At 69.8% G+C, this 22,301-nt stretch carries 19 protein-coding genes; 10 read left to right on the top strand and 9 right to left on the bottom strand.

Going from position 1 to position 22,301, the window contains the following annotated elements; all coding sequences use genetic code 11:
- Window positions 1-2 precede the first annotated feature (2 nt).
- Complete coding sequence (locus ABZS69_RS13490; protein ID WP_355370718.1) at window positions 3-1,328, top strand: hypothetical protein; 1,326 nt, start codon at window positions 3-5, stop codon at window positions 1,326-1,328.
- 53 nt (window positions 1,329-1,381) lie between these two features.
- On the opposite strand, the gene ABZS69_RS13485 is transcribed toward ABZS69_RS13490, so the two are convergent.
- From ABZS69_RS13485 to ABZS69_RS13475, 3 genes are read right to left on the bottom strand one after another with little or no spacing between them, the layout of a single operon-like run.
- Window positions 1,382-1,822 carry a YbaB/EbfC family DNA-binding protein gene (locus ABZS69_RS13485; RefSeq protein ID WP_355370716.1) on the bottom strand — a complete coding sequence of 147 codons (441 nt, stop codon included), beginning with the start codon at window positions 1,820-1,822 and terminating at the stop codon, window positions 1,382-1,384.
- 49 nt (window positions 1,823-1,871) lie between these two features.
- Window positions 1,872-3,113, bottom strand: a complete 1,242-nt coding sequence (locus tag ABZS69_RS13480) for a hypothetical protein (protein ID WP_355370713.1) — start codon at window positions 3,111-3,113, stop codon at window positions 1,872-1,874.
- Complete coding sequence (locus tag ABZS69_RS13475; protein ID WP_355370711.1) at window positions 3,113-3,439, bottom strand: hypothetical protein; 327 nt, start codon at window positions 3,437-3,439, stop codon at window positions 3,113-3,115. The genes ABZS69_RS13480 and ABZS69_RS13475 overlap by 1 nt, the downstream gene beginning before the upstream one ends.
- A 111-nt stretch (window positions 3,440-3,550) precedes the next feature.
- Here ABZS69_RS13475 and ABZS69_RS13470 point away from each other — a divergent pair, with 111 nt between their 5' ends.
- Window positions 3,551-3,985 (top strand): YbaB/EbfC family nucleoid-associated protein, encoded by a 435-nt coding sequence (locus ABZS69_RS13470; protein WP_355370708.1) that lies wholly within the window; start codon window positions 3,551-3,553, stop codon window positions 3,983-3,985.
- A gap of 105 nt (window positions 3,986-4,090) precedes the next feature.
- Here ABZS69_RS13470 and eccD read toward each other — a convergent pair whose 3' ends face one another.
- Window positions 4,091-5,572 carry a type VII secretion integral membrane protein EccD gene (gene eccD, locus ABZS69_RS13465; RefSeq protein ID WP_355370705.1) on the bottom strand — a complete coding sequence of 494 codons (1,482 nt, stop codon included), beginning with the start codon at window positions 5,570-5,572 and terminating at the stop codon, window positions 4,091-4,093.
- A 101-nt stretch (window positions 5,573-5,673) separates the two neighbouring features.
- Here eccD and eccCa point away from each other — a divergent pair, with 101 nt between their 5' ends.
- Genes eccCa through ABZS69_RS13450 form a run of 3 tightly spaced genes read left to right on the top strand, consistent with a single transcriptional unit; the run spans window position 5,674 to window position 11,080 of the window.
- Window positions 5,674-9,660, top strand: a complete 3,987-nt coding sequence (gene eccCa, locus ABZS69_RS13460; protein ID WP_355370702.1) for a type VII secretion protein EccCa — start codon at window positions 5,674-5,676, stop codon at window positions 9,658-9,660.
- Entirely contained in the window at window positions 9,657-9,992 is a 336-nt protein-coding gene (locus ABZS69_RS13455) for a hypothetical protein (protein ID WP_355370699.1), read from the top strand. Before eccCa ends, ABZS69_RS13455 begins: the two co-directional genes overlap by 4 nt.
- Window positions 9,989-11,080, top strand: coding sequence for a transglycosylase SLT domain-containing protein (locus ABZS69_RS13450; RefSeq protein ID WP_355370696.1), 1,092 nt, complete (start codon window positions 9,989-9,991; stop codon window positions 11,078-11,080). Before ABZS69_RS13455 ends, ABZS69_RS13450 begins: the two co-directional genes overlap by 4 nt.
- 59 nt (window positions 11,081-11,139) lie before the next feature.
- Here the strand turns inward: ABZS69_RS13450 and ABZS69_RS13445 are convergent, their stop codons facing one another.
- The 3 genes from ABZS69_RS13445 to ABZS69_RS13435 form a co-directional block, all read right to left on the bottom strand.
- Complete coding sequence (locus tag ABZS69_RS13445; protein ID WP_355370694.1) at window positions 11,140-13,275, bottom strand: serine/threonine protein kinase; 2,136 nt, start codon at window positions 13,273-13,275, stop codon at window positions 11,140-11,142.
- Between the two features lie 118 nt (window positions 13,276-13,393).
- Window positions 13,394-14,533 (bottom strand): S8 family serine peptidase, encoded by a 1,140-nt coding sequence (locus ABZS69_RS13440; RefSeq protein ID WP_355370692.1) that lies wholly within the window; start codon window positions 14,531-14,533, stop codon window positions 13,394-13,396.
- Between the two features lie 100 nt (window positions 14,534-14,633).
- Complete coding sequence (locus ABZS69_RS13435) at window positions 14,634-14,906, bottom strand: WXG100 family type VII secretion target (protein ID WP_355370689.1); 273 nt, start codon at window positions 14,904-14,906, stop codon at window positions 14,634-14,636.
- 130 nt (window positions 14,907-15,036) lie between these two features.
- On the opposite strand from ABZS69_RS13435, the gene ABZS69_RS13430 reads away from it, so the two are divergent.
- The 3 genes from ABZS69_RS13430 to ABZS69_RS13420 all read left to right on the top strand — a co-directional run bounded on the left by ABZS69_RS13430 (window position 15,037) and on the right by ABZS69_RS13420 (window position 19,029).
- Window positions 15,037-15,756 carry an SDR family oxidoreductase gene (locus ABZS69_RS13430; protein ID WP_355370686.1) on the top strand — a complete coding sequence of 240 codons (720 nt, stop codon included), beginning with the start codon at window positions 15,037-15,039 and terminating at the stop codon, window positions 15,754-15,756.
- A 24-nt stretch (window positions 15,757-15,780) separates the two neighbouring features.
- A complete protein-coding gene (locus tag ABZS69_RS13425; RefSeq protein WP_355370684.1) occupies window positions 15,781-17,526 on the top strand; it encodes a biotin carboxylase N-terminal domain-containing protein in 1,746 nt (581 codons plus the stop codon).
- Window positions 17,527-17,646: 120 nt separating this feature from the next.
- Window positions 17,647-19,029 (top strand): hypothetical protein, encoded by a 1,383-nt coding sequence (locus tag ABZS69_RS13420; RefSeq protein ID WP_355370681.1) that lies wholly within the window; start codon window positions 17,647-17,649, stop codon window positions 19,027-19,029.
- Between the two features lie 422 nt (window positions 19,030-19,451).
- Here the strand turns inward: ABZS69_RS13420 and ABZS69_RS13415 are convergent, their stop codons facing one another.
- A complete protein-coding gene (locus ABZS69_RS13415) occupies window positions 19,452-19,592 on the bottom strand; it encodes a hypothetical protein (RefSeq protein WP_355370678.1) in 141 nt (46 codons plus the stop codon).
- Window positions 19,593-19,645: 53 nt separating this feature from the next.
- Here ABZS69_RS13415 and ABZS69_RS13410 point away from each other — a divergent pair, with 53 nt between their 5' ends.
- On the top strand, window positions 19,646-20,479 hold the full coding sequence (locus ABZS69_RS13410) for an alpha/beta fold hydrolase (protein WP_355370676.1): 834 nt from the start codon (window positions 19,646-19,648) through the stop codon (window positions 20,477-20,479).
- Here ABZS69_RS13410 and ABZS69_RS13405 read toward each other — a convergent pair.
- Window positions 20,456-21,700, bottom strand: coding sequence for a helix-turn-helix transcriptional regulator (locus ABZS69_RS13405; protein ID WP_355370673.1), 1,245 nt, complete (start codon window positions 21,698-21,700; stop codon window positions 20,456-20,458). The genes ABZS69_RS13410 and ABZS69_RS13405 overlap by 24 nt on opposite strands.
- Window positions 21,701-21,993: 293 nt before the next feature.
- On the opposite strand from ABZS69_RS13405, the gene ABZS69_RS13400 reads away from it, so the two are divergent.
- A partial coding sequence (locus ABZS69_RS13400) for a hypothetical protein (protein ID WP_355370670.1) occupies window positions 21,994-22,301 on the top strand: 308 nt, incomplete at its 3' end.

Here is a 22,301-nt window from a genome sequence, read left to right as displayed (position 1 = left end):
AGATGGGTGACGAGTGGAAGCCGATCAGGCTCTATGACTACCTCGGCAACAGCAAGCCGGGCATCTTCGTCACCAGGGCCCAGATCGTCTCCTATCTGAAGGCCACTGACCCGGACCGCATCGAGAGCGCCGGGAACAGTTACGTCAAGGCGGCCGAGCTGGTCCACGGCAAGAGCGGGCTGGAGGGCACGCTCATGAAGGCCGCGGAGGAGCTCGCGGAGGTCTGGCGCGGTGACGGCGCCACCACGGCGCTGGAGGCGCTGCGGCTGCTGCACGCGAGCGCCGCAGCGCTCGGCGACGCCATGGAGAAGACCGGCAAGCCCATGGTCGAGTACGCCCAGCAGCTCAGGACGTCCAAGACGACCATGCCCGGGCCCACCGCCCTCAGCACCCCCACCAATGTCGACAACGAGCCCTCCATGCCCCTCAACCCCCAGTTGGGCACCCCCGGGTTTCTGGTGGACAACGCGGCCAGGGCGCATCTGGAGCAGCTGAACAACAAGATCAACTCGTTGAACGCGCAGCTGGCCGACGGTCTGGCGTTCAAGCTGCCCGAGATCCGTCCCATGGTGGTGGAGACCCAGAAGCAGGGGGACCTCGACCCCGGCAGCGGCACCAAGGTGCCGACGGGCGAGACGAAGTACTGGACCGGCGACGGCACGGGCACGGGCGGCGGCTCGAAGGGCTCGGACGGTACCGGCGGCTCCGACGGCACCGGCGGCGGCCGTGACGGTTCGGACGGCACCGGCGGCAAGGGCGACGACCAGAACCCCGGCAAGGGCGACGACGAGGGCCAGGACCCGGGCAAGGGCCAGGACGACCCGTCCACGGGGAACCAGGATCCCACCAACCCGCAGCAGCCCGGCAGCGACACCGGCGGCTCGCCGCAGAACCCCTCGGACCAGGACCAGAGCGTGCCTCCGGTGATCGGCGCCGACCCTCCGAAGACCCAGCTCGCCGACGCCGGCAACCCGACCCTCTCGCCCACCACGCCGACGACGGCGTACCCGCAGCAGTCCACGCCCAACGTGCTCACCACCACGCCCCCCACCACTCAGGTGCCGACGACCGCCAACCCGTTCTCCCCGGTTCCGGGGCAGAGCGGCGGCGCGGGCACCTGGTACGGGATGGGCGGCTCGGGGACGGGATCCGCTCCGGCGGTGCTCCGCGGGGGGCCCGGGGCCGCCGGATCGGGATTCATGGCGTACCCGCCGGGCGGCGTGGGCGCGGGCGGCGATCAGACCAGCGAGCGCGACCGCGAGATCTACGACCCCGAAGGGGACATCTGGTCCTCCCAGCACCCGATCAGCCCCGACCGCATCGGCTGACGAAACGCCGAAGGCCCGGCCCACACGACGTGGACCGGGCCTTCGCTCGTTCGTCAGCCCTCCATGCGCTGCTGGACCCGGTCCAGATGCCCCATGAGGTCCTCGTACGTACGGTTGTAGGCGGCCTCGGCCTGCCGTACCAGCTCCAGGCCGCCCTCGGGGTCCTTGAGGAAGCGCATGGGGTTGTTCTCCTCGCCGAAGGCGTTCCCCATCTCCTCGGAGATGCGTCGCTGCAGGTCGGCGTTGGCCTCGGCGATGACGGCCTTGATGCGCTCGGCCAGTTCGGCCGAGTTGAGGCGCATGGCCTTGGGGTGCAGGACGAGCTCCTTGAGCCCCGCGCTGCCGCACTCCGCCACGACGAACCCGTCCTCGTCCTGGGCGCGACCCGTCAGATCCTGCAGGACCCGCTGGAACTCACCGGCCCGCGCCATCTGCTGGTCGGCGTCCCTGAGGATCCGGTCGATGTCCAGCGCCCCGAATTCCCGCTCGATCATCACTCATACCCCATAAAACACAGAAGCGGCTTTTCTCACCACCCTATCCTCAAGGGCCGGAGATCTCCCGCTTCGGCTCGATCCAGTCGAAGTCCTGGTAGCGCGGAGGCAGGCCGTGCTTCTTGGCGGGCTCCGAGAAGGAGGGGTACTTCTCGGCGTCGATCACGATCGACTTGAAGTCGACCGCGGCGGCGCCGTTCGGCGTGATGTAGTTCCACTGGTGGTTCCGCTTCACCATGGTCGACAGCACCTCGCCGCCCTCCTTCAGGGTGCTGGCCATCGAGGTGGCCAGGAGGAGTGTCGCGATGTTGACCTCGGCCGTGATGTATTTCTCCATCAGCACCCCCCACACCGCGCTCTGCGGCGCCCGCTGCAGCGCCTTGGCGACGACGAGTACGCCGAGCGCGGTGAGCGCCGTGCGCATGACCCAGGTCCAGAAGCTCCGGTAGGCCGCCGCGACCTCGTCGAGCGAGCTGCCGCCGGTGCTCAGGACGTTGCGCAGCACCTCGGACTCGCGCTGGAAGGTCCAGAGCACCCGGTCGAACTCGTCGCGGTCCATCGCGATCCAGCCGTCTTTGGCCGTGTCCCGCAGCTGCGGGAGCAGGTTCTTCATCCCACCGTCGAGCCGTTGGGCCATGCCGCTCTGCCAGACGCTGACCGCCTGGGCCATGCCCGGCTCGTTGGCGAGCATCCCACCGCAGATGGCAATGGCGGGAGCCAGACCCAGGCTGAGCTTGCCCGCCCTTTTCAGCAGTTTGAGCGCCTTCTCCCCCAGCGACGACGCGGACGAGCGCATCGCGGGGGCCTCCGGAGCCCCGCCGAACCTGGCCGTGCCCAAGTGCCCGCGCGGAGCGCCGTTGGCGGCGTAGCCCTGGGGGGTGGGCGGGCCCACGGGCTGGTTCGGCGCGGGATAGCCGGCGTAGGGGTTGCCGGGAACGGGCCTGGGCTGCGTATACGGCTGGTACGGGCCCGTCGTCGGGCTGGTGGTGGTCGGCGCGTAGGAATTCGGGGCGTAGGAGTTCGGGGCGGCGTACGGGTTGGAGTACGGATTGGCGGGCACCGGCTGGCCGGGCGTCGGGGCCCGGGTGTGCGCCCAGGGATCCGGGGCGGTCGGCTGGGCCGGCGCGGCCCCCCGAGCCTGGGCCCAGGGATCCGGGGCGCCTCCCTGCGCCGGCGCGGCGTAGGGATTGCCGGGTGCGGGCTGGCCGGCCGGCGGGGCCTGGGTGGCCGGTGGGGTTTGGGTGTGCGCCCAGGGGTCCGGGGCGCCGCCCCAGGGATCCGGGGTGCCCATCAGCCGCGGTACCTCACGATGCTGGCCTCCTCGGCCGCCCGCCAGTTGCGCCTGGCCCTTTCCAGGGACGTCGACCAGCTCTGCACGGCGTTCTCCATTTCGGTGAACGTGGTGTCCGCCCAGCGGCGAAACTCCTCGTACGCGCCGCCGATCATCACGCCGCCGATCGCTCCGAAGCCGATCCCCTCCACGGCCGTGTGCGTCAGGAGCCCGTGGATGAACTCCACGTTCGGATGCAGCTCCTCGTCGACCCGCGTCCGCGTGTGCGCGATGGTGGACGACGTGACGTAGATCTCCTGGCGTGCTTTCTGCTGGTTATTCGCCACAAAACAGGATTGTTGTCCAAATTTGGTGATCAATGGGCTGGCTTGCTGTGATCTTCATGATCGGTTCAACAACGCGCCAGATTCAGATCGCCTTCGGTTAACCGGCCGCCGATGGCGTGGCCTGTCATGGACTACACCGAGGACGACGTGGACAAACTCCTCCGGGACAACGAGCGCGAGCTCAACCGCCTGGCCGCGGCCGCCGCCGAACTGCAGCTGATCACCGGCAAGGGGGAGAGCCGCAGCGGCCTGACCACCGCGGTCGTGAACGCGGACGGCATGCTCCAGAGTGTGGACTTCTCGCCGCGTGTCCTGCGCCTGGACATCAGGGCCCTGGCGGAAGAGGTCGTCCAGGCGGTGCGCCAGGCGCAGGAGGACCAGGGGCGCCAGGCCCAGGAGCTGCTGGCAGTGCCGCCGTCGCAGGTCGTCGGGCTGGAGGAGATCCAGCGGCAGTTCGCCGAGTTCCAGGACATGTTCGGCGCGGAGACGGCCGAGCGGAACGACCGGCTCCGGCGGCTCCGCGAGCGGGACCCGCGCGACGGCTGACCTGCGCGACAACCAGCCCGCGCAGTGGGTGACCGACGCGACGGCCGGCCAGGGGAAGCGGCCCGCCGGGCCGGGCCGCTTCGCCGGAGGTCCGGGGTGCGGGGCTCAGCCCGCCAGGCCGCGGATCCAGGTGTAGACGTCAAGGACGCCGAGCGCCAGCGGGAAGAGCGCGATCAGCATGATGACGTCCACCACTTCACCCGCGCGCCCCCAGAACGGCGACAGCCGCCCCGACGGCAGCCACAGCCCGAGCCCGACGACCAGCATCGCCAGCCAGAGCACGCCCATCACGACGGCCGCGGCGGCCACCGTGCCCGCGCCCGCGCTCAGCTCGATCCCCACCGCGACCAGCCCGGCCAGCCCGGTGCCCAGCAGCCAGAGCCGCTGCCCGAGGCCGTGGAAGACGCGGGCGCGCAGCAGCAGGACCAGCGCGAGCACGACGGTCATCGAGACCGCCATCCAGGTCGCCGCGGTGACCAGGAAGATCATCGCGCCGATGGCGGTGAGCACGATGCCGACGATCATCCCGGTGGCGTACCGGCGGGCCTGCACGGTGCGGGCCAGGACGCCCTCGCTGTCCAGCCGCTGGTTGTCGGCCCGCAGCTCCTCGGCGTTGGTGGGCAGGGCCGGCAGCGGCACCCTGGCGATCCGGAACGACAGCGTGGGGATCAGCGGGCTGAACGCGATCAGGAGCGTGACCGTCATCGACGCCACACCCGCAGGGGGCAGGTCGAACACCATGACCACGGCGGACGCCAGCGCCCCCACCACGGTCGCGATGGCCGTGCCGAGGAAGCCCGCCACCCCGTCGGCCACCACCGTGCCGCCGACGGTGGCCACCAGCGCGGTACAGGTGAGCGCGGCCAGCAGGTGCGGGGCTCCGAGCCCGCCCAGGGAGGAGCCGCTGACCAGGCCGTACAGACCGGCCAGGAACGCGTACGGCAGCGCCGCGTAGCCGATCAGCGCGCCCGCGGAGGAGTCGCCGACGGCCCTGGACAGGGCCGCGCTGACGCCGATCAGCAGCAGCGCGAGCATGCCCGCGACCACGGTCACGCCCAGCGGCGCGCTCCCGGACAGCACCAGCGCGGGAGCGCCGAGCGCGAGCATGATGGCGGCGGCCCCCGCGCCCATGGCCCGGGTGTGACGAGCCTCCCATTTGCCCGAGCTGTCCTTGACGCCGGTGGCGACCACGTCGGCCACGTCGTCGAAGAGCGCGGGCGGCAACGTGAGCTCGCGCGGCCGCAGGTAGAGCAGCTCGCCGTCCAGCACGCCCAGGGCCGCGAGCGTCTGCCCGAGGTCGAACGGCGCGCCTCCGAGGCGCTGGAGCACCCATCCGGGCGGCCCGGCCGCGTCGCCGCCGGCCTCGCCGACGGCGCGCAGCAGCCCGGGCAGCACGTGCGGGAGCGGGATGTCGGCAGGCAGCGCCAGATCGACCCGGCGGCGCGGGGCGACGATCGTGACGTGGCACAACGGGGCCACCGGCGCGCGCATCTGCGGCTGGGCGCCTGGATGTGTCGGCGGCAGCCCAGGCGGCCCGGGCGGCATCGGCCGCATGGGCTGCATCGGCTGGTGGGCGAGCGAGGTCACGGCCACTCCAGGTCTGGCTGACTAAATCCGACATGCCGAACATATAGGGATGGCACGTCTGGTAAGAAAGTGTTCCAGGTGACAGGAGGGTTGTCCCGCCAGTGAGCATTGTTGTTGTTCGGCGCCCCGAACGCCGTCCCAGCCCCCAGCCACCGCGCGGGGAGATCCTGCTGGAGTCCCCGCCGGAGATCCCGGAGGTCCAGCCCGCCGGGATGACCGGCGTCCTCATGTACGTCCCCATGCTGGCAGGCGGGGCGGCCATGGGGCTGATGTTCACCGCGGGCGGCAACGCCAACCCCATCATGTACGTGGCCAGCGGCCTGTTCGCGGTCTCGATGCTGGGCATGACGGTCGGCCAGTTCGGCCGCAACGCGGGCGAGCGCAAGAACCGGCTCAACGGCCTGCGCCGCGACTACTTCCGCTACCTCTCCCAGATCCGCAAGAGGGTCCGCAAGGCCGCCGTCCAGCAGCGCGAGGCCCTGGAGTGGAGCGGCCCCTCCCCCGAGACCCTCTGGTGGGTGGCCATGGGGCCGCGCCTGTGGGAGCGCAGGCCCCGCGACGACGACTTCGGCACGGTACGGCTGGGCACGGGCGTGCAGAAGCTGGCCGTGCAGCTCATCCCGCCCGACTCCAAGCCGGTCGAGGACCTCGACGCGCTGACGGCCGGCGCGCTGCGCAGGTTCGTACGGGCGCACTCCACGGTGTCGGAGCTGCCCGTGGCGGTCGCGCTCAACTCTTTCGCGCGGATCCACCTCACCGGGGACCCGCGGGCCGTACGCGGCCTGGTACGCGCGATCATCGCGCAGCTCGTCACCTTCCACTCCCCCGACGACATGCGGGTTCTGGTGTGCGCCAGCAAGGAGTGGATGCCCCACTGGGACTGGGTCAAGTGGCTGCCGCACGCGCTGCACCCCGAGGAGATGGACGCGGCCGGTCACGTGCGGCTGATGGGTGAGAACCTGTCCCAGCTCGACCACCTCGTGGGCGACGAGCTGAAGGAGCGGGCCAGGTTCCGTCCTGGCACGGCGTCGGACGCGCTGCCGTACCACGTGGTGATCGTGGACGGCGGGCACGTGCCGCACGACTCCCAGCTCGGCACCGACGCCATCCAGGGCGTCACGGTGATCGACCTGTCGGAGGCGGCGGGGCCGGTCGAGGAGGCCAGCACGCTGCGGCTGGACATCCAGCCCGACGGCTTCCACATGGTGAAGATCGACCACGCGGGCAAGCGGTCCACGACCCGGCTGGGCGACCCCGACAAGCTGGACTACGCGCGCGCAGAGGGCCTGGCCAGGCAGCTCGCGCCGCTGCGGGCCTCGGCGGGCTCCGGCGGCGAGTCCCAAGACGTGCTCGGCACCAACACCACGCTGACCGACCTGCTCGGCGTGGGCGACCCGGGCCGGCTCTCCCCCGCGGTCACCTGGCAGCCCAGGGCGGGCCGCAACCGGCTGCGCGTGCCCATCGGCATGGGCGCCGACGGCCGGGTGGTCGAGCTGGACATCAAGGAGTCCGCGCAGGGCGGGATGGGCCCGCACGGCCTGGTCATCGGCGCGACCGGTTCGGGCAAGTCGGAGCTGCTGCGCACGCTCGTGCTGGGCCTGGCGATCACCCACTCCTCCGAGATCCTCAACTTCGTGCTGGTCGACTTCAAGGGTGGCGCGACGTTCCTCGGCCTGGAGGGGCTGGCGCACGTCTCCGCCGTCATCACGAACCTGGAGGACGAGCTCCCCCTGGTCGACCGCATGCACGACGCGCTGCACGGCGAGATGGTGCGCCGGCAGGAGCTGCTGCGCGCGGCGGGCAACTACGCCTCGCTGCGCGACTACGAGCGGGCCCGCGAGCAGGGCGCCGACCTGCGGCCGATGCCGACGCTGTTCATCGTGCTGGACGAGTTCAGCGAGCTGCTGTCGGCCAAGCCCGAGTTCATCGACCTGTTCGTGATGATCGGCCGGCTGGGCCGCTCGCTCGGCGTGCACCTGCTGCTGGCCTCCCAGCGGCTGGAGGAGGGGCGGCTGCGCGGCCTGGACACCCACCTGTCCTACCGGATCGGCCTGCGGACGTTCTCCGCCATGGAGAGCCGGGTCGTGCTGGGCGTGGCGGACGCGTACGAGCTGCCGTCGGCGCCGGGCAACGGCTACCTGAAGTTCGACACGACCGGTATGACCAGGTTCAAGGCCGCCTACGTCTCCGGCGCCCACCACGAGGACCCGGGGCAGGCGGTCGCCGTCGACGGCACGACGCCGATCCGCGAGGTCGTCGAGTACGGCCCCGCCTTCATGCCGCTGCCCGAGATCACCAGGCCCGTCCAGGTGGCGCAGCAGCAGGAGGACGAGCCCGCGGGCGGCAACCAGCGCAGCCTGCTCGACGTCGTCGTCGGCCGGCTGGCCGGGCACGGCCCCGGGGCGCACCGCATCTGGCTGCCGCCGCTGGGCGAGCCGCCTACCTTGGCGCACCTGCTGCCCCCGCTCTCCGTCACGCCCGAGTTCGGCCTGACGACCGCGGGCTGGCAGGGCCGGGGCAAGCTGCACGCCGTCATCGGCATCATCGACAAGCCGTTCGAGCAGCGCCGCGACCCGTTCTGGCTGGACGTCTCCGGCGCCGCCGGACACGTCGGCGTGGCGGGCGGCACCCAGAGCGGCAAGAGCACCACGGTACGCACGCTCGTGGCCAGCATGGCGCTCATGCACACGCCGCGCGAGGTCCAGTTCTACTGCCTCGACTTCGGCGGCGGCGCGCTCGCCTCGCTCGAAGGGCTCCCGCACGTCGGCGGCGTGGCCACCCGCCTCGACGCCGACCGGGTACGCCGTACGGTGGCCGAGATCGGCACCATCCTGGAGCAGCGCGAGCGGGACTTCGGCGAGCGCGGCATCGAGTCGATGGCCTCCTACCGGCAGCTGCGCGAGGAGGGCGCGATCGAGGGCGACGGCTGGGGCGACGTGTTCCTGGTCGTGGACGGCTGGCTGACGCTCCGGCAGGAGTTCGACTCGCTGGAGCCGGTCATCACCGACCTCGCGGCGCGCGGGCTCGGCTACGGCATCCACCTCGTCGCCTCGACCAACAAGTGGTCGGAGTTCCGGCCGAGCATCCGCGACCTGCTCGGCACCAAGATCGAGCTGAAGCTCGGCGACGCCTACGAGTCGGAGGTCAGCAGGAAGAAGGCGCTGGCCGTGCCGGAGGCGGCGCCGGGCAGGGGGCTGACGAAGGACGGGTTCCACTTCCTGACCGCGCTGCCCAGGATCGACGGGGTGCAGAACTCGTCGGACCTGGCGGCCGGGGCGCGCTCGCTGGTGCAGGCCGTACGGGATTCCTGGCAGGGCACGCCCGCGCCGCGGGTCAGGCTGCTGCCCGCCGTCCTGCCCATGTCCGCGCTGCCGGACGACCGGGAGCGGATCCCGATCGGCATCGACGAGGCGGCGCTGGCGCCCGTGGCCCTGGACTTCGACGCCGACCCGCACTTCGTGATCTTCGGCGAGAACGAGAGCGGCAAGTCGAACCTGCTGCGGCTCATCTCCGAGGGCCTGGTGGAGCGCAAGCAGCCGAGCGAAGCCATGATGATCGTGATCGACTACCGGCGGGCGCTGCTCGACTCGGCGGCGACCCCGCACCGCATCGGCTACGCCGCCTCCAGCGCGGCCGCCGCCGACCTGATCAACGACGCCAAGGGCGCCCTGCTGAGCCGCTTGCCCCCGGCCAACCTGTCGCCCGAGCAGCTGCGCGACCGCAGCTGGTGGCAGGGCTCCGACCTGTACATCGTCGTCGACGACTACGACCTGGTCACGACCTCGTCCAACCCGCTGCTGCCGCTGGTGGACCTGCTGCCGCAGGCCCGCGACATCGGGCTGCACGTCGTGCTGGCCCGCCAGATGGGCGGCGCCGGCCGCGCCATGTTCGACCCGGTCATCCAGCGCATGAAGGACATGGCCACACCGGCGCTGCTCATGTCCGGCAACAAGGACGAAGGCTACCTGTTCGGCAACGTACGGCCTCAGACGCTGCCCGCGGGCCGCGGCCACCTGGTCGACCGGCGCTTCGGCGCGCGCCTGATTCAGACGGCATACCTGGACGCGGACAAGACACGGGGAGAATGATGGCGGATCTGGAGATCCATCTCTCGGCGCTGGACAGGTGCCGCACAGCCATCCACAAGGCCGCCGGCCAGTACGAGGACACGCTGCACGACCGCAACCCCGGGGAGCTCGCCTACGACGACCGCGGCGAGCCGCGCAACAACCGCACAGCCGTCGCCGCGGCCGCCTTCGGTCACCTGGAGGACTCCGGCACGCTCGCGACGGCCGCGAACGGCGTCTGGACCGCCCTGATCGGCGAGATGGACCAGGCCCGCAGGAAGCTCGGCGGGGTCGAGCGGGGGCTGAGCAACGTGGAGGAGAACATCCGCAAGACGCACAGGGCGACCTCGTGAGCGTCGCGCACCTGCCCGGAGGCGCCGCGCTCGACGCGATGCTGAACAAGGTCACCGGCGACCCCGGCGCCATCGACAAGATCTCCGCCGCCTGGCGGGCCGTGTCGGGCGACATCAACGAGTTCGACGGCGCGCTGGGGGCGGCGGTCCAGACGGTGGACGACGCCTGGAAGGGTCACTCCTCCGACCAGTTCGCCACCTACATGCGCAAGTACGGCACCGCGGCCGAGGATCTGAAGCTGGCGCTGTCCAACTCCGCCTCCTCGCTCGACGCCGCCGCCTCCGCGCTGCGCACCGCCCACACCGAGATCAGCTCCATCTGCCGGGACCTGAACACCAGCGCCGAGAACTACAAGACCAAGTACTACCGCGAGCATCCCGACGCCACGGAGGCGGATGTGACGCCAGGGCTGACGAAGCTGGTCAACCAGGCGAAGACCGAGGCCCAGCCGTGGGTGGACTCGGCGAACAAGGCGGTCACCAAGGCCAAGAAGGACATCAACGGGTTCCTGGACGATCGCACGCTCACCTTCCACGCGATTCCGGACGTGTCCACCCAGGAGTTCACGCCGGCCCCCGGGCGGAAGATCGACTGGGCGCCGGATCCCGAGTACCAGCCGCGTACCACCCTGCAAGGGGCCGGCGGGCAAGGGCCCGGTGGCGGCACGTCCGGCTTCGGAGGCTACGGCCCCAGCGGCCCTCCGCCCGCCGGCGGCGGTCCCGCGCCGACGGGCCAGGTCAAGGAGTGGATCGAGCAGGCCATCACGATCCTGGAGAAGAACGGCGTCCCGGCCTCGAAGATGAACGCCAGCGACATCTGGATGATCATCCAGCACGAGTCCGGCGGGAATCCCAACGCGATCAACAACTGGGACTCCAACGCGGCCAAGGGCACCCCGTCCAAGGGCCTCATGCAGACGATCGACCCGACGTTCAACTCGTACGCGCTGGCCGGGCACAAGAACATCTACAACCCGGTGGACAACATCATCGCGGGCGTGCGGTACGCGATCTCGCGCTACGGCTCGGTGTCGAACGTGCCCGGCGTCGTCAACACCAAGAACGGCGCGGGCTACGTCGGCTACTGAAAACGCCGGTGGCCCGGATCTCATGATCCGGGCCACCGGCGTTTGGCTACATACCGGGCTCAGCCTCCGCAGCTGCTCCAGGCGGCGCTGGTGCTCGTGCCACCGGCGCTGCCGGAGAAGCGCACGCACTTGTTCCTGGCGGACAGCTTGACCGGGCCGGCGTAGTACTCGTAGCTGCCGGAGTCCGTCTGGCTGCCGCCGCCCTGGACCTCCAGCGTGGCGCTGACCGGCGTCTTCTTGCCGATGTCAGTGGTCTTGATGGTGACCACGCAGTTCTGGCCGGAGCTGTTGTTCCAGAGCTGGTACGTCACCCCGCCGCCGAACGGGCTGGACCGCTGGACCGAGAAGCCCGCGCCGCACACCTGGGTGGGCGAGTACGGATTCGTGGTCTTCGTCGGGGTCGGCGTCGGCTTCGTGGGCGTCGGCGTCGGCTTGGCCGTGGTCTTCGTAGGCGTGGGCTTGGCCGTCGTCTTGGTCGGCGTCGGCTTCGCCGTGGTCTTCGTCGGAGTAGGCGTCGGCTCCGGCTCCCGCGTGGGCTCCCGGGTCGGCGTCGGCTCCTGGCTTGGCGTCGGCTCCTGGCTCTCCGTCGGCGTCGGCGTCGGGGTGGGCGTCCGGTCCACCGTCTTCGTGACGGTCGCCGTCGGCTTCGCGTGCCGCGTCTTGCCGGTGGTGGGCGTCGGCTGGGCCGAGTCGGTCGCGACCGGCTGCGTCGGGACCGGGACCGGCTGCGTGGGCACCGGCTGCGTCGGGATCGCGGCCGGGGTCGTGGGCACGGTGGTCAGCTCGGGCACCGTGGGCGCGGTCGAGGACCACTCCGTGGGCAGCGTCAGCGGCCCGATGCCCGAGTCGTCCGGGGCGGCCGTGGCGCCCCAGGGCACCGTGGCCTCGGGCTGCGCCTGCTGCGGGTCGGTGCCGCCGCCGAGGGGGTCCGTGCCCTGCGCCTGCGTGCCGGGGGTCACCGGGGCGCTGGCGGGCACCGGGATCTCGTCCGAGTTGGCCTGCGCCATGGACGCCGGGTTGACCTGCTGCAGCTTCACGTACCTGTTCGCGCCCCACAGGCCCAGGACCGAGACGAGCGCGACCACGGCGACACCGGCGACCAGCCCCAGCGGGAAGCCGCGGCGCGGCCGGGCGGCGGCCCCGGTGGGGACGGCCTCCAGCCTGATGTGCTGCGGCTGCTGGTCCGGCTCCGGCGGGCCCCACATCGGCGGCTCCGGCTGCTGCTGATGCGGCACCGGCAGGCCGTGCATGGGCGAGCCCTGCATCGGGGGCCCCTGCATGGGCGGGCCCGGCACGAACGGCGGGCCCTGGACGGGCGGCTGACCCGGCACGAACGGCGGGCCCGCGACCAGCGTGTCCTGCGGCCCCGGGCCGCCCTGGCCGGGCACGCCGGGGATCGGGACACCCTGGATCGGCACGCCCTCGATCGCGGTCTGCGGGGCCGCGGGCGGCTTGGCGTTGCCGCCGAGCAACTGCATGAGCGCGCTGTAGGTGGTCGGCCGCTTGCCGACCTCCTTGGACAGCGCCGCCATCACCACCCGGCTCACCGGCTCGGCCTCGATGTCGACCTCGGGCTCTCCGGTCAGCACCGCGTCGCGGTCGGCGAACGGCGCCTTGCCCGTGGCCGCGAACGCGATGGTCGCCGCCCAGGCGAACACGTCGGCGTAGGGGCCGTACTGCAGGCCGAGAAGCTGCTCGGGGGCCTGGTAGGCGATCTCGCCCACCGGCTCGCCGATGCCGGCGTCGGTGACGCGCGGGCCCTCGGGGCCGAGGATCACGTTGTGGGGGGTGAGCGACTTGTGCGAACGGCCGGCGAGGTGGATGGCCGACAGCGCGGTCAGCACCCCGACCGCGACCCGTTCGAGCGCGTCCCCGGTCAGCGGCCCGTCGTCGGCCACCGTCTGGGCCAGGCTCTTGCCTTCGACGTGCTCTCTGACGACGTACGGGCGGTCCTCGTGGGCACCGGCGTCGAGCACCCTGGCCACGTACGAACTGGAGACCTGTTTGGCCCCCAGGTGCTTGGCCGGTTCGTCGGGACCGGCGTCAGGATCGGCGGGGAGCAGCTTCACCGCGACGATGGGCGCGTCCTCGGACTCGCGGCCAAGGAACACCTCGCCCCGCGGCCCCTCACCCAGCAAGCCGATGATGCTGAGATCGCCGATCCGCTCTGGATCACCAGGGCGCAAAGCGTGCATGACTAAACCTTTCACGGCAAAGCATGATCTAGTCACATTGAACCAGATCTTTCACTTCAGCATCAGGAGATTCGGGCCGTACCCGACAATTCACCGTTTTGTTTCCTTGCAGCCCCAGTTACTCGGAGCGGCCCGGACGCCAGCCCCTGCGGCGGCCCATCGGGATCATGACGCGGGCGACCGCCACCAGCAGCGCCAGCCCGAGCGCGGACCCGGCCACGATCAGGGCCAGATCGATCGCGTCGTGGTCCACGGGCGGGACCTTGGCCACGGCGTCCGCGGAGAGCGGGCTGGGCGGCGGGGGCGCGACCACGGGGGCGTCGGCGGGCTCGTACGGGAGGATCGCGCTGAGGGCGAGCATGGGGTTGACCATGCCCGCGCCCTTGCCGCCGCCCGTGGCGCCGTCGGCGGTGGCGATGATGCGCTGGCGCACCTGGGCCTCGTCGAGGTTCGGGAAGCGGGCGCGGACGAGCGCGGCCACGCCGGCGACGTAGGGGGCGGCGTAGCTGGTGCCGTTGAGGTCCTTGTAATAGGAGCGGCCGGGCCAGGTGGACGTGACGCCCTGGCCGGGGCCGAGCACGGCGACGGGGGTTTTGACGTTGGAGAAGTCGGACAGGATGCCGTTCGGGCCCGCCGCGCCCACCGCGAGCACCCCGTCGTAGGCGGCCGGATAGGCGGGTACGGGGGTGCCGTCCTCCTTCTTGACGTTGCCGGCGGCGGCCACGATCAGCGCGTCCTTGGCGAGCGCGTACTGCACCACCTGGCGCAGCGAGGGCAGGTCGCTCGTCGAGACCGACACGTTGATGACCTTGGCGCCCTCGTCGGCGGCCGCCTTGATGGCCTTGACCAGCAGGTCGGGGTCGCCGTCCCGTTCGGAGTCGGTCTGCTTGTACGACAGCAGCCGCGCGCCCGGCGCCATGCCGTAGAAGAGCACGCCCTGCATGTACTGGGCGCCGATGATGCCCGCCACCGCGGTCCCGTGGCCCACGCAGTCGCGGTAGCCGGTGCCGGTGAGGTCGGCCCGGCCCGCCAGACGGATCTGCGGATGTTGCAGGTCGACGCCGCTGTCGACGATGGCCACCTTCACGCCCGCGCCGGTGGACAGCGACCAGACGCGTTTGGGGTCGAGCCGTTTCTGTGCCCAGGACTCGCCCACCTGCATGGTGCCCCGGGGCGGCTGGCACTGCTCCCTCGCGGCCGCGGGCGCCAGCGGGACCTGCAGGGCGAGCAAGCTCGCCACCAAGGCGCGACCAATCATGAGGAAAAAGCGTAGCTTGCCGGAATCGGGCGGCGGGGTGGGCAGCCCTGATTCATAGGAAGGAAGCCCCGGCTCCCTTGCCAGGGCCCCGATCCGTCGCTCAGTTCGTCGCGGACTCGATGTTCTGACGGTAGGTGCCGATGACCCGCGAGGCCTCCTGGAGTTCCTCGGCCATCCGCTGGAAGGCCGTCCGGTAGTTCTGCCATGACTGCTGGAAACGGTTGGCGCCCGGCCCAGTCCACGCCGTGCCGACCTTGGCGGCTTCGCGGTCGAGAGCGGCCATCGTGGTGCGGACCGCCTCCGCCTGCTGCGTGAACTGGCTGGCCATCTGCTGCATTTCGGCGAGGTCGCCGCCGAACATGCTCTGGCTCATGCATACCTCCTGGAACATGGGGAAAGCGCCCTCAACTTAAGGGGCGACCACCTACCGTCGCCTGAGATATACCTAGCGGCTATGGTCTACCCGAGGATTGTTCGGAATCGTCTCGGGGAGCACTCGAGTCATGCGTGAGGTTGTGGTGACCGGCGGAGGCACCGGCATCGGCTACGCGGTCGCGGCCGCGTTCGTCTCGCTCGGCGACCGCGTCACCATCACCGGCCGCCGCGAACACGTCCTGAAAGAGTCCGCGGCGCGGCTCGGCGCCGCGCACGCCGCCTTCGACGCCTCCCGCCCCGTGGCCGTGAAAGAGGCGCTGGACAGCCTGCCGCCGCAGGTGGACGTGCTGGTCAACAACGCCGGCGGCAACACCAACCTCGACCGCGGGCAGCCCGGCGAGCTGCTGGACGTGGCCGAGGGCTGGTGGGCCAACCTCAACGCCAACCTCATGTCCGCCGTCCTCGTCACGACCGCGCTGATGCCGCGGCTCAGGGAGGGCGGCCGGATCGTCTCGATCGGCTCCATCGCGGCGCGCGGCACGGGCTCCGGCTCGTACGGCGCCGCCAAGGCCGCGCTGGAGTCCTGGACCGCCGACCTGGCCGCCGAGCTCGGCCCGCGACGCATCACCGCGAACGTGGTCGCCCCCGGCATCGTCCTGGACACCGAGTTCTTCCGCGGCCGGCTGACCGAGGACGGCATCAGGGCACGGGTGGAGAACACGCGTAACGGGCGCCCCGGCACTCCCTCTGACGTGGCCGATACCGTTCTCTTCCTGGCCTCCGCGGGAGCCAGGCATGTGACCGGGCAGGTGCTCCACGTGAACGGCGGCGCGTACCTGGGCCGCTGAACCTCTCAGGAAGGACTTAGGTCGGTGCGGAAGGTTCTGATCGCCAATCGCGGCGAGATCGCCGTACGGGTGGCCCGCGCGTGCCAGGACGCCGGGATCGACAGCGTCGCCGTCTACGCCGACCAGGACCTCGACGCCCTGCACGTCAGGGTCGCCGACGAGGCGTACGCGCTGGGCGGGCAGTCCCCCGCGGAGACGTACCTCGACATCGCCAAGCTGCTCGGCGTCGCGCGGCGCTCCGGCGCCGACGCCGTGCACCCCGGATACGGCTTCCTGGCCGAGAACGCCGGCTTCGCACAGGCGGTCATCGACGCGGGCCTGATCTGGATCGGCCCGCCGCCGGCGGCCATCGCCGCGCTCGGCGACAAGGTGCGGGCCAGGCACATCGCGCAGAAGGTCGGCGCGCCGCTGGTCGCGGGCACCAAGGATCCCGTCTCCGGGGCGGCCGAGGTCGTGGCGTTCGCGGAGGAGCACGGGCTGCCGATCGCGATCAAGGCGGCGTACGGCGGCGGCGGGCGCGGCATCAAGGTGGCGCGCGACCTGGGGGAGGTCGCCGAGCTGTACGAGTCGGCCGTGCGCGAGGCCGTCGCGGCGTTCGGGCGGGGCGAGTGCTTCGTGGAGCGCTACCTCGACCGGCCGCGCCACGTCGAGACGCAGTGCCTGGCCGACACGCACGGCAACGTGGTCGTGGTCAGCACGCGCGACTGCTCGCTCCAGCGCCGCCACCAGAAGCTGGTGGAGGAGGCGCCGGCGCCGTTCCTGTCGCGGGAGCAGGTCGAGCTCCTCTACTCCAGCTCCAAGGCCATCCTGAAGGAGGCGGGGTACGCCGGGGCCGGCACGTGCGAGTTCCTCGTGGGACAGGACGGGACGATCTCGTTCCTCGAGGTGAACACCCGGCTGCAGGTCGAGCACCCGGTCACCGAGGAGGTGTCGGGGATCGACCTGGTGCGGGAGATGTTCAGGATCGCCGACGGCGAGGCGCTGGAGTACGGCGACCCCGCGCTGCGCGGGCACTCGATCGAGTTCCGGATCAACGCGGAGGACGCCGGGCGCAACTTCCTGCCCGCCCCCGGGACGCTGACCGTCATGCGCGCGCCCGCCGGGCCCGGGGTGCGCCTCGACGCCGGCTACGAGGCGGGGATGACGGTGCCGCAGACGTTCGACTCGCTGGTGGCGAAGCTGATCGTCACCGGCCGGACGCGGCAGGAGGCGCTGGAGCGGGCGCGACGGGCGCTGACCGAGTTCGAGATCTCCGGGATGCCGACCGTGCTCCCCTTCCACCGGGCCGTCGTATCCGACCCGGCGTTCGTCTCCTCGCCGTTCTCGGTGCACACGCGGTGGATCGAGACGGAATGGGAGAACACGGTCGCGCCGTACGAGGAGGAGGTCGCCTCGGGCCCGGCCGCCGCCCCCGCCCGCGAGACGGTGACCGTCGAGGTCGGCGGCAAGCGCCTCGAAGTGGTGCTGCCCGCCGGGCTCGGCACGTCCGCCCCCGCTGTCGGCAAGGCGCCGAGGCGCGGTGGCGGCGCCGCGAAGGCGTCGGCGGCGGGCGGTGACGCGCTGGTCAGCCCGATGCAGGGGACGATCGTCAAGATCGTGGCCACGGACGGGGACGTGGTGAACGAGGGCGACACGGTCGTGGTGCTGGAGGCCATGAAGATGGAGCAGCCGCTGTCCGCGCACAAGTCCGGCACGGTCACCGGGCTCACGGCCACGGTCGGGCAGACGGTCACGTCGGGTGCCACGATCTGTGAGATCAAGGACACCTGACGGGGATCCCGGCATCTTCGCCACGGTGTGCGCCCGCGCGCTCGCGGACAGGTAACGTGCGCAGTGAGGAACTTTGCCGACCGCCCGTTCGTCCTCATGGGCGAAGGAGGCTTGCTGCCAATGACCCACTCGCTGCGCCGAGCAGGGGCCGCGCTAGCGGCTCTGATCGTCGGTCTCATCGTCGTGTTTGCGCTGTCCCCTGCCGCCAACGCGGCGGCACCCCCTGATGCTCAGTCGGTGGTGTCCTACTGGAAGGACAAGAAGGACCCCTTTTTCGTGGAGTCCGGATCACCGCTTTCGTCAGACCAGCAGAATGAGATCCGCGACGCGCTGAAGGGGGCCGACAGCAAGATCTATGCCGTGGCGCTCCCCGACGGCACGTTGACCGACTCCACGATTGCGGCCTACATGAGCTCGCTCAACACCGAGCTCACCAAGGCCGGTCGCAACCGCGCCACGTTCGCCGTGCTCGACGGCCAGACGCTGTTCGCGGCCTCCAGCGCCATCCGCCAGTCGGGTGTCGCGGGCCGGCTGGCCGACCTGGCGGTCTCCGCCAACTCCGGCAACGTCGTGGACGGCATGAAGGACTTCGTCAACCGCGTTGACCTCGCCGTCGACGGCAAGCGCTCCGCGCTCGACAGCGGCAGCCAGGCCAACCCCGGCGCCGGCGGCACCGCCGCGCTGATCGCCCTGGGCGGGCTGGTCGTGGTCGGCGGTGGCGGCTACTTCCTCTACTCCAGCAACCGCAAGAAGAAGAAGGCCATCCAGGACGCCAAGGACCTGGCGGCCGTCAAGCAGACCGTGGACGAGGACGTCACCAAGCTGGGCGAGGAGATCACCAACCTCGACACCGACGTGACCCTCGCCGGCCAGGGCGGCGCCCACATCGAGGAGTGGCAGCAGGCGCTCGACTCCTACGAGAAGGCCAAGACCCAGCTGGCCAACGTCCAGCGCGCCGAGCAGGTCCGCGAGGTCACCCAGACCCTCGAGGACGGCCGCTACGCGCTGGCCGTGGTGAAGGCCAAGGTCCACAACGAGCCGGTCCCCGAGCGGCGCGCCCCCTGCTTCTTCAACCCGCAGCACGGCCCGTCCGCCCGCGACGTCCGCTGGGCTCCGGCCGGTGGCGCGGTCCGCGACGTCCCCGCCTGCAAGATGGACGCCGAGGCCGTGGAGCGCGGCTTCGACCCGCAGATGCGCGAGGTCATGGTCGACGGCCAGCGCCGCCCCTACTACGACGCCGGTCCCGCGTACCAGCCGTACGCGTACGGCTACTACGGCGGGTTCGGCGACATCATGACCGGCATGTTCATCGGCACCATGATGGGCAGCATGCTCAGCGGCGGCTTCGGCTACGGCGGCTACGGCGCCGGCTACGCCGAGGGCTACGCTGACGGCGGCGGCGGTGACTTCGGTGGCGGCGACGTTGGCGGCGGCGGCTGGGGCGACTTCGGCGGTGGCGGAGGCGACTTCGGCGGCGGCGACTTCGGCGGCGGCGACTGGTAATCCCGAAGCCCAACAGCATGGGCCTCCGCCCAGGAGGCGCTACGCGCGAAATCGGCTCCGGACTGCGTTTCCCAGGGGGGCTCACGCCCCCCTTCGACCCCCCACAAGCAAGGTCCTCGCACTGGATGCGCTTCGCGCTGAAGTGCTCGGGCTGCGCCTTGTGGGGGCAAGCCCCCACACCCCCGGCTGGGGGTCTTCCGACCCCCAGACCCCCGGCGTTGACCGGGTGCCGCGCCTTTGAATTGGGCGCCTACATGTCAGGGGGCATATTGAGTGCGGTTTCAATCCAGACGAGCGCCGGTCTGGAAACGCTGCCCACTTCGCGGCCTGTCAGGCGTTCTTGGGCAGCTTGGTGATCGCGGTCTCGTCGGCTTGGGTGATCTTCCAGCCGACAGTGAAGCGGGCCTTGCGCCGGATGGTGTTCAACCTTGCATGTGCTCGACCAGGTCGTGGGTGGCGCCCGCACCGTCGATCCGGATCCAGATCTTGGCCCGGAAGGTGTCAGGGGTCTGTCCGATGGCCTCGGTCTGCGCGTGGTCGATGACAGTGCTGGATCCGGCCAAACTCAACAGCCTATGTAAGCCCGTACAGGCTCTGGCTGCGTATGCTGCTATGTGTGGTTTCGATCACTCGTTCAATTGCCTTCCGCTCCCTTGACGGACTCAACCTCCGTGGCACCCTGGTCACCCCCGACGTGCCCTCGGGCACACCGGCAACGATATTGGTACACGGTGGCGGCGTCACGCGCGAGGAAGGCGGTTTCTTCAACCGTCTGGGGCTTGGCCTGGCGGATGTTGGCCTGCCATCGCTGCGTTTCGATTTCCGCGCTCACGGCGAGAGTGAGGGACGGCAGGAAGACCTGACGATTGCGGGTGTCGTAAACGATATCCGAGTGGCAGTCGAGTATGCATGCGCCGAAATAGGATGCGGACAGGCGAACATTATCGGCGCAAGCTTCGGCGGTGGCATCTCAGCCTTTTATGCGTCGCGCTACCCGGACGCCGTGCGGCGGCTAGTGCTGATCAATCCGCTACTCAACTATAAAAAGCGCTTCGTGAACGACAAGCCATACTGGAATGGTGACCACATCAACGAAGACGCCGGACAAGAATTGGCCGCGCAAGGATTTGTGTCACACTCGCCGACCTTCAAGCTTGGGCGAGGGCTGCTCAATGAGGTGTTCTACCTCCAACCGCATCGGGAGTTGGGCAACATCACTGCGCCGACGCTGCTGGTACATGGCACCGGCGACACGTTTATTCCAGTGCAGTCGTCACGGGATGCGGTCAGCCGGTTTGGCGGTAATACCCGACTCATCGAAATCGAAGGCGCTCAGCACGGCATCGCCGTTCACGAGGACCCTCAATACGCCAATCCGCAGACTCAGGAGTGGCAAGCCTATGTCATCGGCACCGTGGCCGAGTGGCTAGGCAAGGATAGCGTGGCGTAGTTCGCGCACGCTTTCCATATGCCGCCAAGGCCGCAATTGTCCAACAAGTCGCAAAATTTCCTGATGAGTGCGAGCCGAATTAGTCTCTCGCGCCAGGGCCAACGCCTTAAGGCCATGGTTTGCCGCCTTGTCCGGCTTCTCGATAGCTACAAATGCTTCGCTCTTCAGCGACAGGAAGTAGCCATAATCCCGCCGAGAGAAGGTTTGTGGCGAAAGCCACTGCTCATAGAGCTCGATTGCTCGCTCGGCTTTACCGGCCTCGCAGTAGCAGATAGCAACTTGCAGCCCGAATAGGGACTCATTGTAGTGGGCGGCAATTCCAGTTGCCTCGTCATCCTGTGTCAGCAGTTCGCGTGCCAGATTAAGTTTCGCCTCGATGAGCGTCATATTGCCGCTTAGCATAGCGTAGCCCCTTGCCTCCTGCTGAACCGCTTCGGCTTGTACGCGAAGCGGCAAATGCCATGACTCCTCCTGGGCAGCCTCGGCAAGTGTAAGCATCCTTATCGCGTTACGTTCATCCCATGCCGCTTGACTCTTTTTCAGTAGCACATAGCCTTGCATGGGAAAATCTCTTGTCGCTTGAGCCCAATCCATCGCACGGTCGCGCCAATAGCTAGCCAGTTCTGGCATCGCAATGTCACGGTACAGCCAACCAACAAATTCAGCAGCCCGTGCCCCAACTTGCAGTAGGGGACGCCGCGTGTCTGACTTCGCATCCTTGGCCATATCTTCGACGGCAGCAACCAAGCCTAGGGCTATGGGAATGCTTTGTTTAGGACCGCGAGTGCGATCGTTGGCAGCACAATCGGCAAGTTGGCATTCCAGATGAGCAACGACCGCCTTATCGGCGTACCTGCGGGCATCGTTGATTGCTGCCGCGATGTGTTTTAGTTCCTCCAGCCCAATAGCGGGCAGCGTGACGGCGGCAAGGCCACGCTTCAAGAAAGTGCGACGCAGCAGTTCGCTTACCTCCTCCCACTCATCGCTAGGCGATACTGGTGCGGACGCGTGGTCGGATGGGGGCTGCACTAGGGCCACCAATTTGCCCTCTGCCCCTAGTGCTCTGTCGAGTGCCGTTGCGATGGCCAAACTGGGCGTGCGTCGTCCGTTTTCGAGATCAGAAATATAGCTCTTACCCACATTGGCAAGATGTGCCGCATTGCGGAGGGACATATTGCCGCGTAGGCGTCGAAGTGCCTCGCCGAACGTCTCTGTGCCCATGCGGTGCTCCCTGCCCCATCCGCTGTGTCCGCAACTCCTGCGGACACGGGCGGACAGCCAACCCCTAGACCATCGCTTCCGGTATTAGCAACGTTATCCCCGGTGGGCTGCGGTTTTCGGCCCCCTCGCCATAAAAGGCGGCCCCGGACCGGTGCGCTAACACCGGGGGTTCCGGGGCCTTGATCAGGAATCGAGGTCCTGACCCATGCAGAAGCGTAGAGCCACCCATGACGACACGTCCCGCGTGCACCGCCCTCACCACAAGTGGGAGCAGCCCACAGAGGGTGCATGAGATGGCCGGGGAACAAGCGCTGCCGGATGCCGAGCTAGACGCGCTGCTGCGGGTCGCAAGCGAGAACGTGCGCGAGGTCGTAGCGCAGGCGGCGACCTTGCAGGACTGGACGGCCCGCCAACTGTCGGTGCTGCGCAACACCTATCCCTGGTGGGACATCGACCGCGAACGCGACCCGTCCGGACGGGTGCTGTGGACGGCGCGGCTACGCCAGAGGCTCACGGTCGAGATGGTGACGGCGGGGGCCGTGCAAACCGTCCGGCAGCCTGACGCCATTGCGCTCGCGTCCGCCCTGTCTTGGCAGTCCTA

The sequence above is a fragment of the Nonomuraea sp. NPDC005650 genome, assembly GCF_040605375.1.
Taxonomy (GTDB): Bacteria; Actinomycetota; Actinomycetes; order Streptosporangiales; family Streptosporangiaceae; genus Nonomuraea.
Note: the sequence above shows the minus strand (reverse complement) of the source record. Positions and strands in the feature narration are given on the sequence as shown.

What these genes read in the sequence shown, in the direction of transcription:
- ABZS69_RS13485 (WP_355370716.1), bottom strand. Translation starts at nt 1,822, where the DNA reads ATGATCGAGCGGGAATTCGGGGCGCTGGACATCGACCGGATCCTCAGG.
- ABZS69_RS13430 (WP_355370686.1), top strand. Translation starts at nt 15,037, where the DNA reads ATGCGTGAGGTTGTGGTGACCGGCGGAGGCACCGGCATCGGCTACGCG.
- ABZS69_RS13470 (WP_355370708.1), top strand. Translation starts at nt 3,551, where the DNA reads ATGGCGTGGCCTGTCATGGACTACACCGAGGACGACGTGGACAAACTC.
- ABZS69_RS13405 (WP_355370673.1), bottom strand. Translation starts at nt 21,700, where the DNA reads ATGGGCACAGAGACGTTCGGCGAGGCACTTCGACGCCTACGCGGCAAT.
- ABZS69_RS13490 (WP_355370718.1), top strand. Translation starts at nt 3, where the DNA reads ATGGGTGACGAGTGGAAGCCGATCAGGCTCTATGACTACCTCGGCAAC.
- ABZS69_RS13480 (WP_355370713.1), bottom strand. Translation starts at nt 3,113, where the DNA reads ATGGGCACCCCGGATCCCTGGGGCGGCGCCCCGGACCCCTGGGCGCAC.
- ABZS69_RS13445 (WP_355370694.1), bottom strand. Translation starts at nt 13,275, where the DNA reads ATGCACGCTTTGCGCCCTGGTGATCCAGAGCGGATCGGCGATCTCAGC.
- ABZS69_RS13440 (WP_355370692.1), bottom strand. Translation starts at nt 14,533, where the DNA reads ATGATTGGTCGCGCCTTGGTGGCGAGCTTGCTCGCCCTGCAGGTCCCG.
- ABZS69_RS13455 (WP_355370699.1), top strand. Translation starts at nt 9,657, where the DNA reads ATGATGGCGGATCTGGAGATCCATCTCTCGGCGCTGGACAGGTGCCGC.
- ABZS69_RS13435 (WP_355370689.1), bottom strand. Translation starts at nt 14,906, where the DNA reads ATGAGCCAGAGCATGTTCGGCGGCGACCTCGCCGAAATGCAGCAGATG.
- ABZS69_RS13420 (WP_355370681.1), top strand. Translation starts at nt 17,647, where the DNA reads ATGACCCACTCGCTGCGCCGAGCAGGGGCCGCGCTAGCGGCTCTGATC.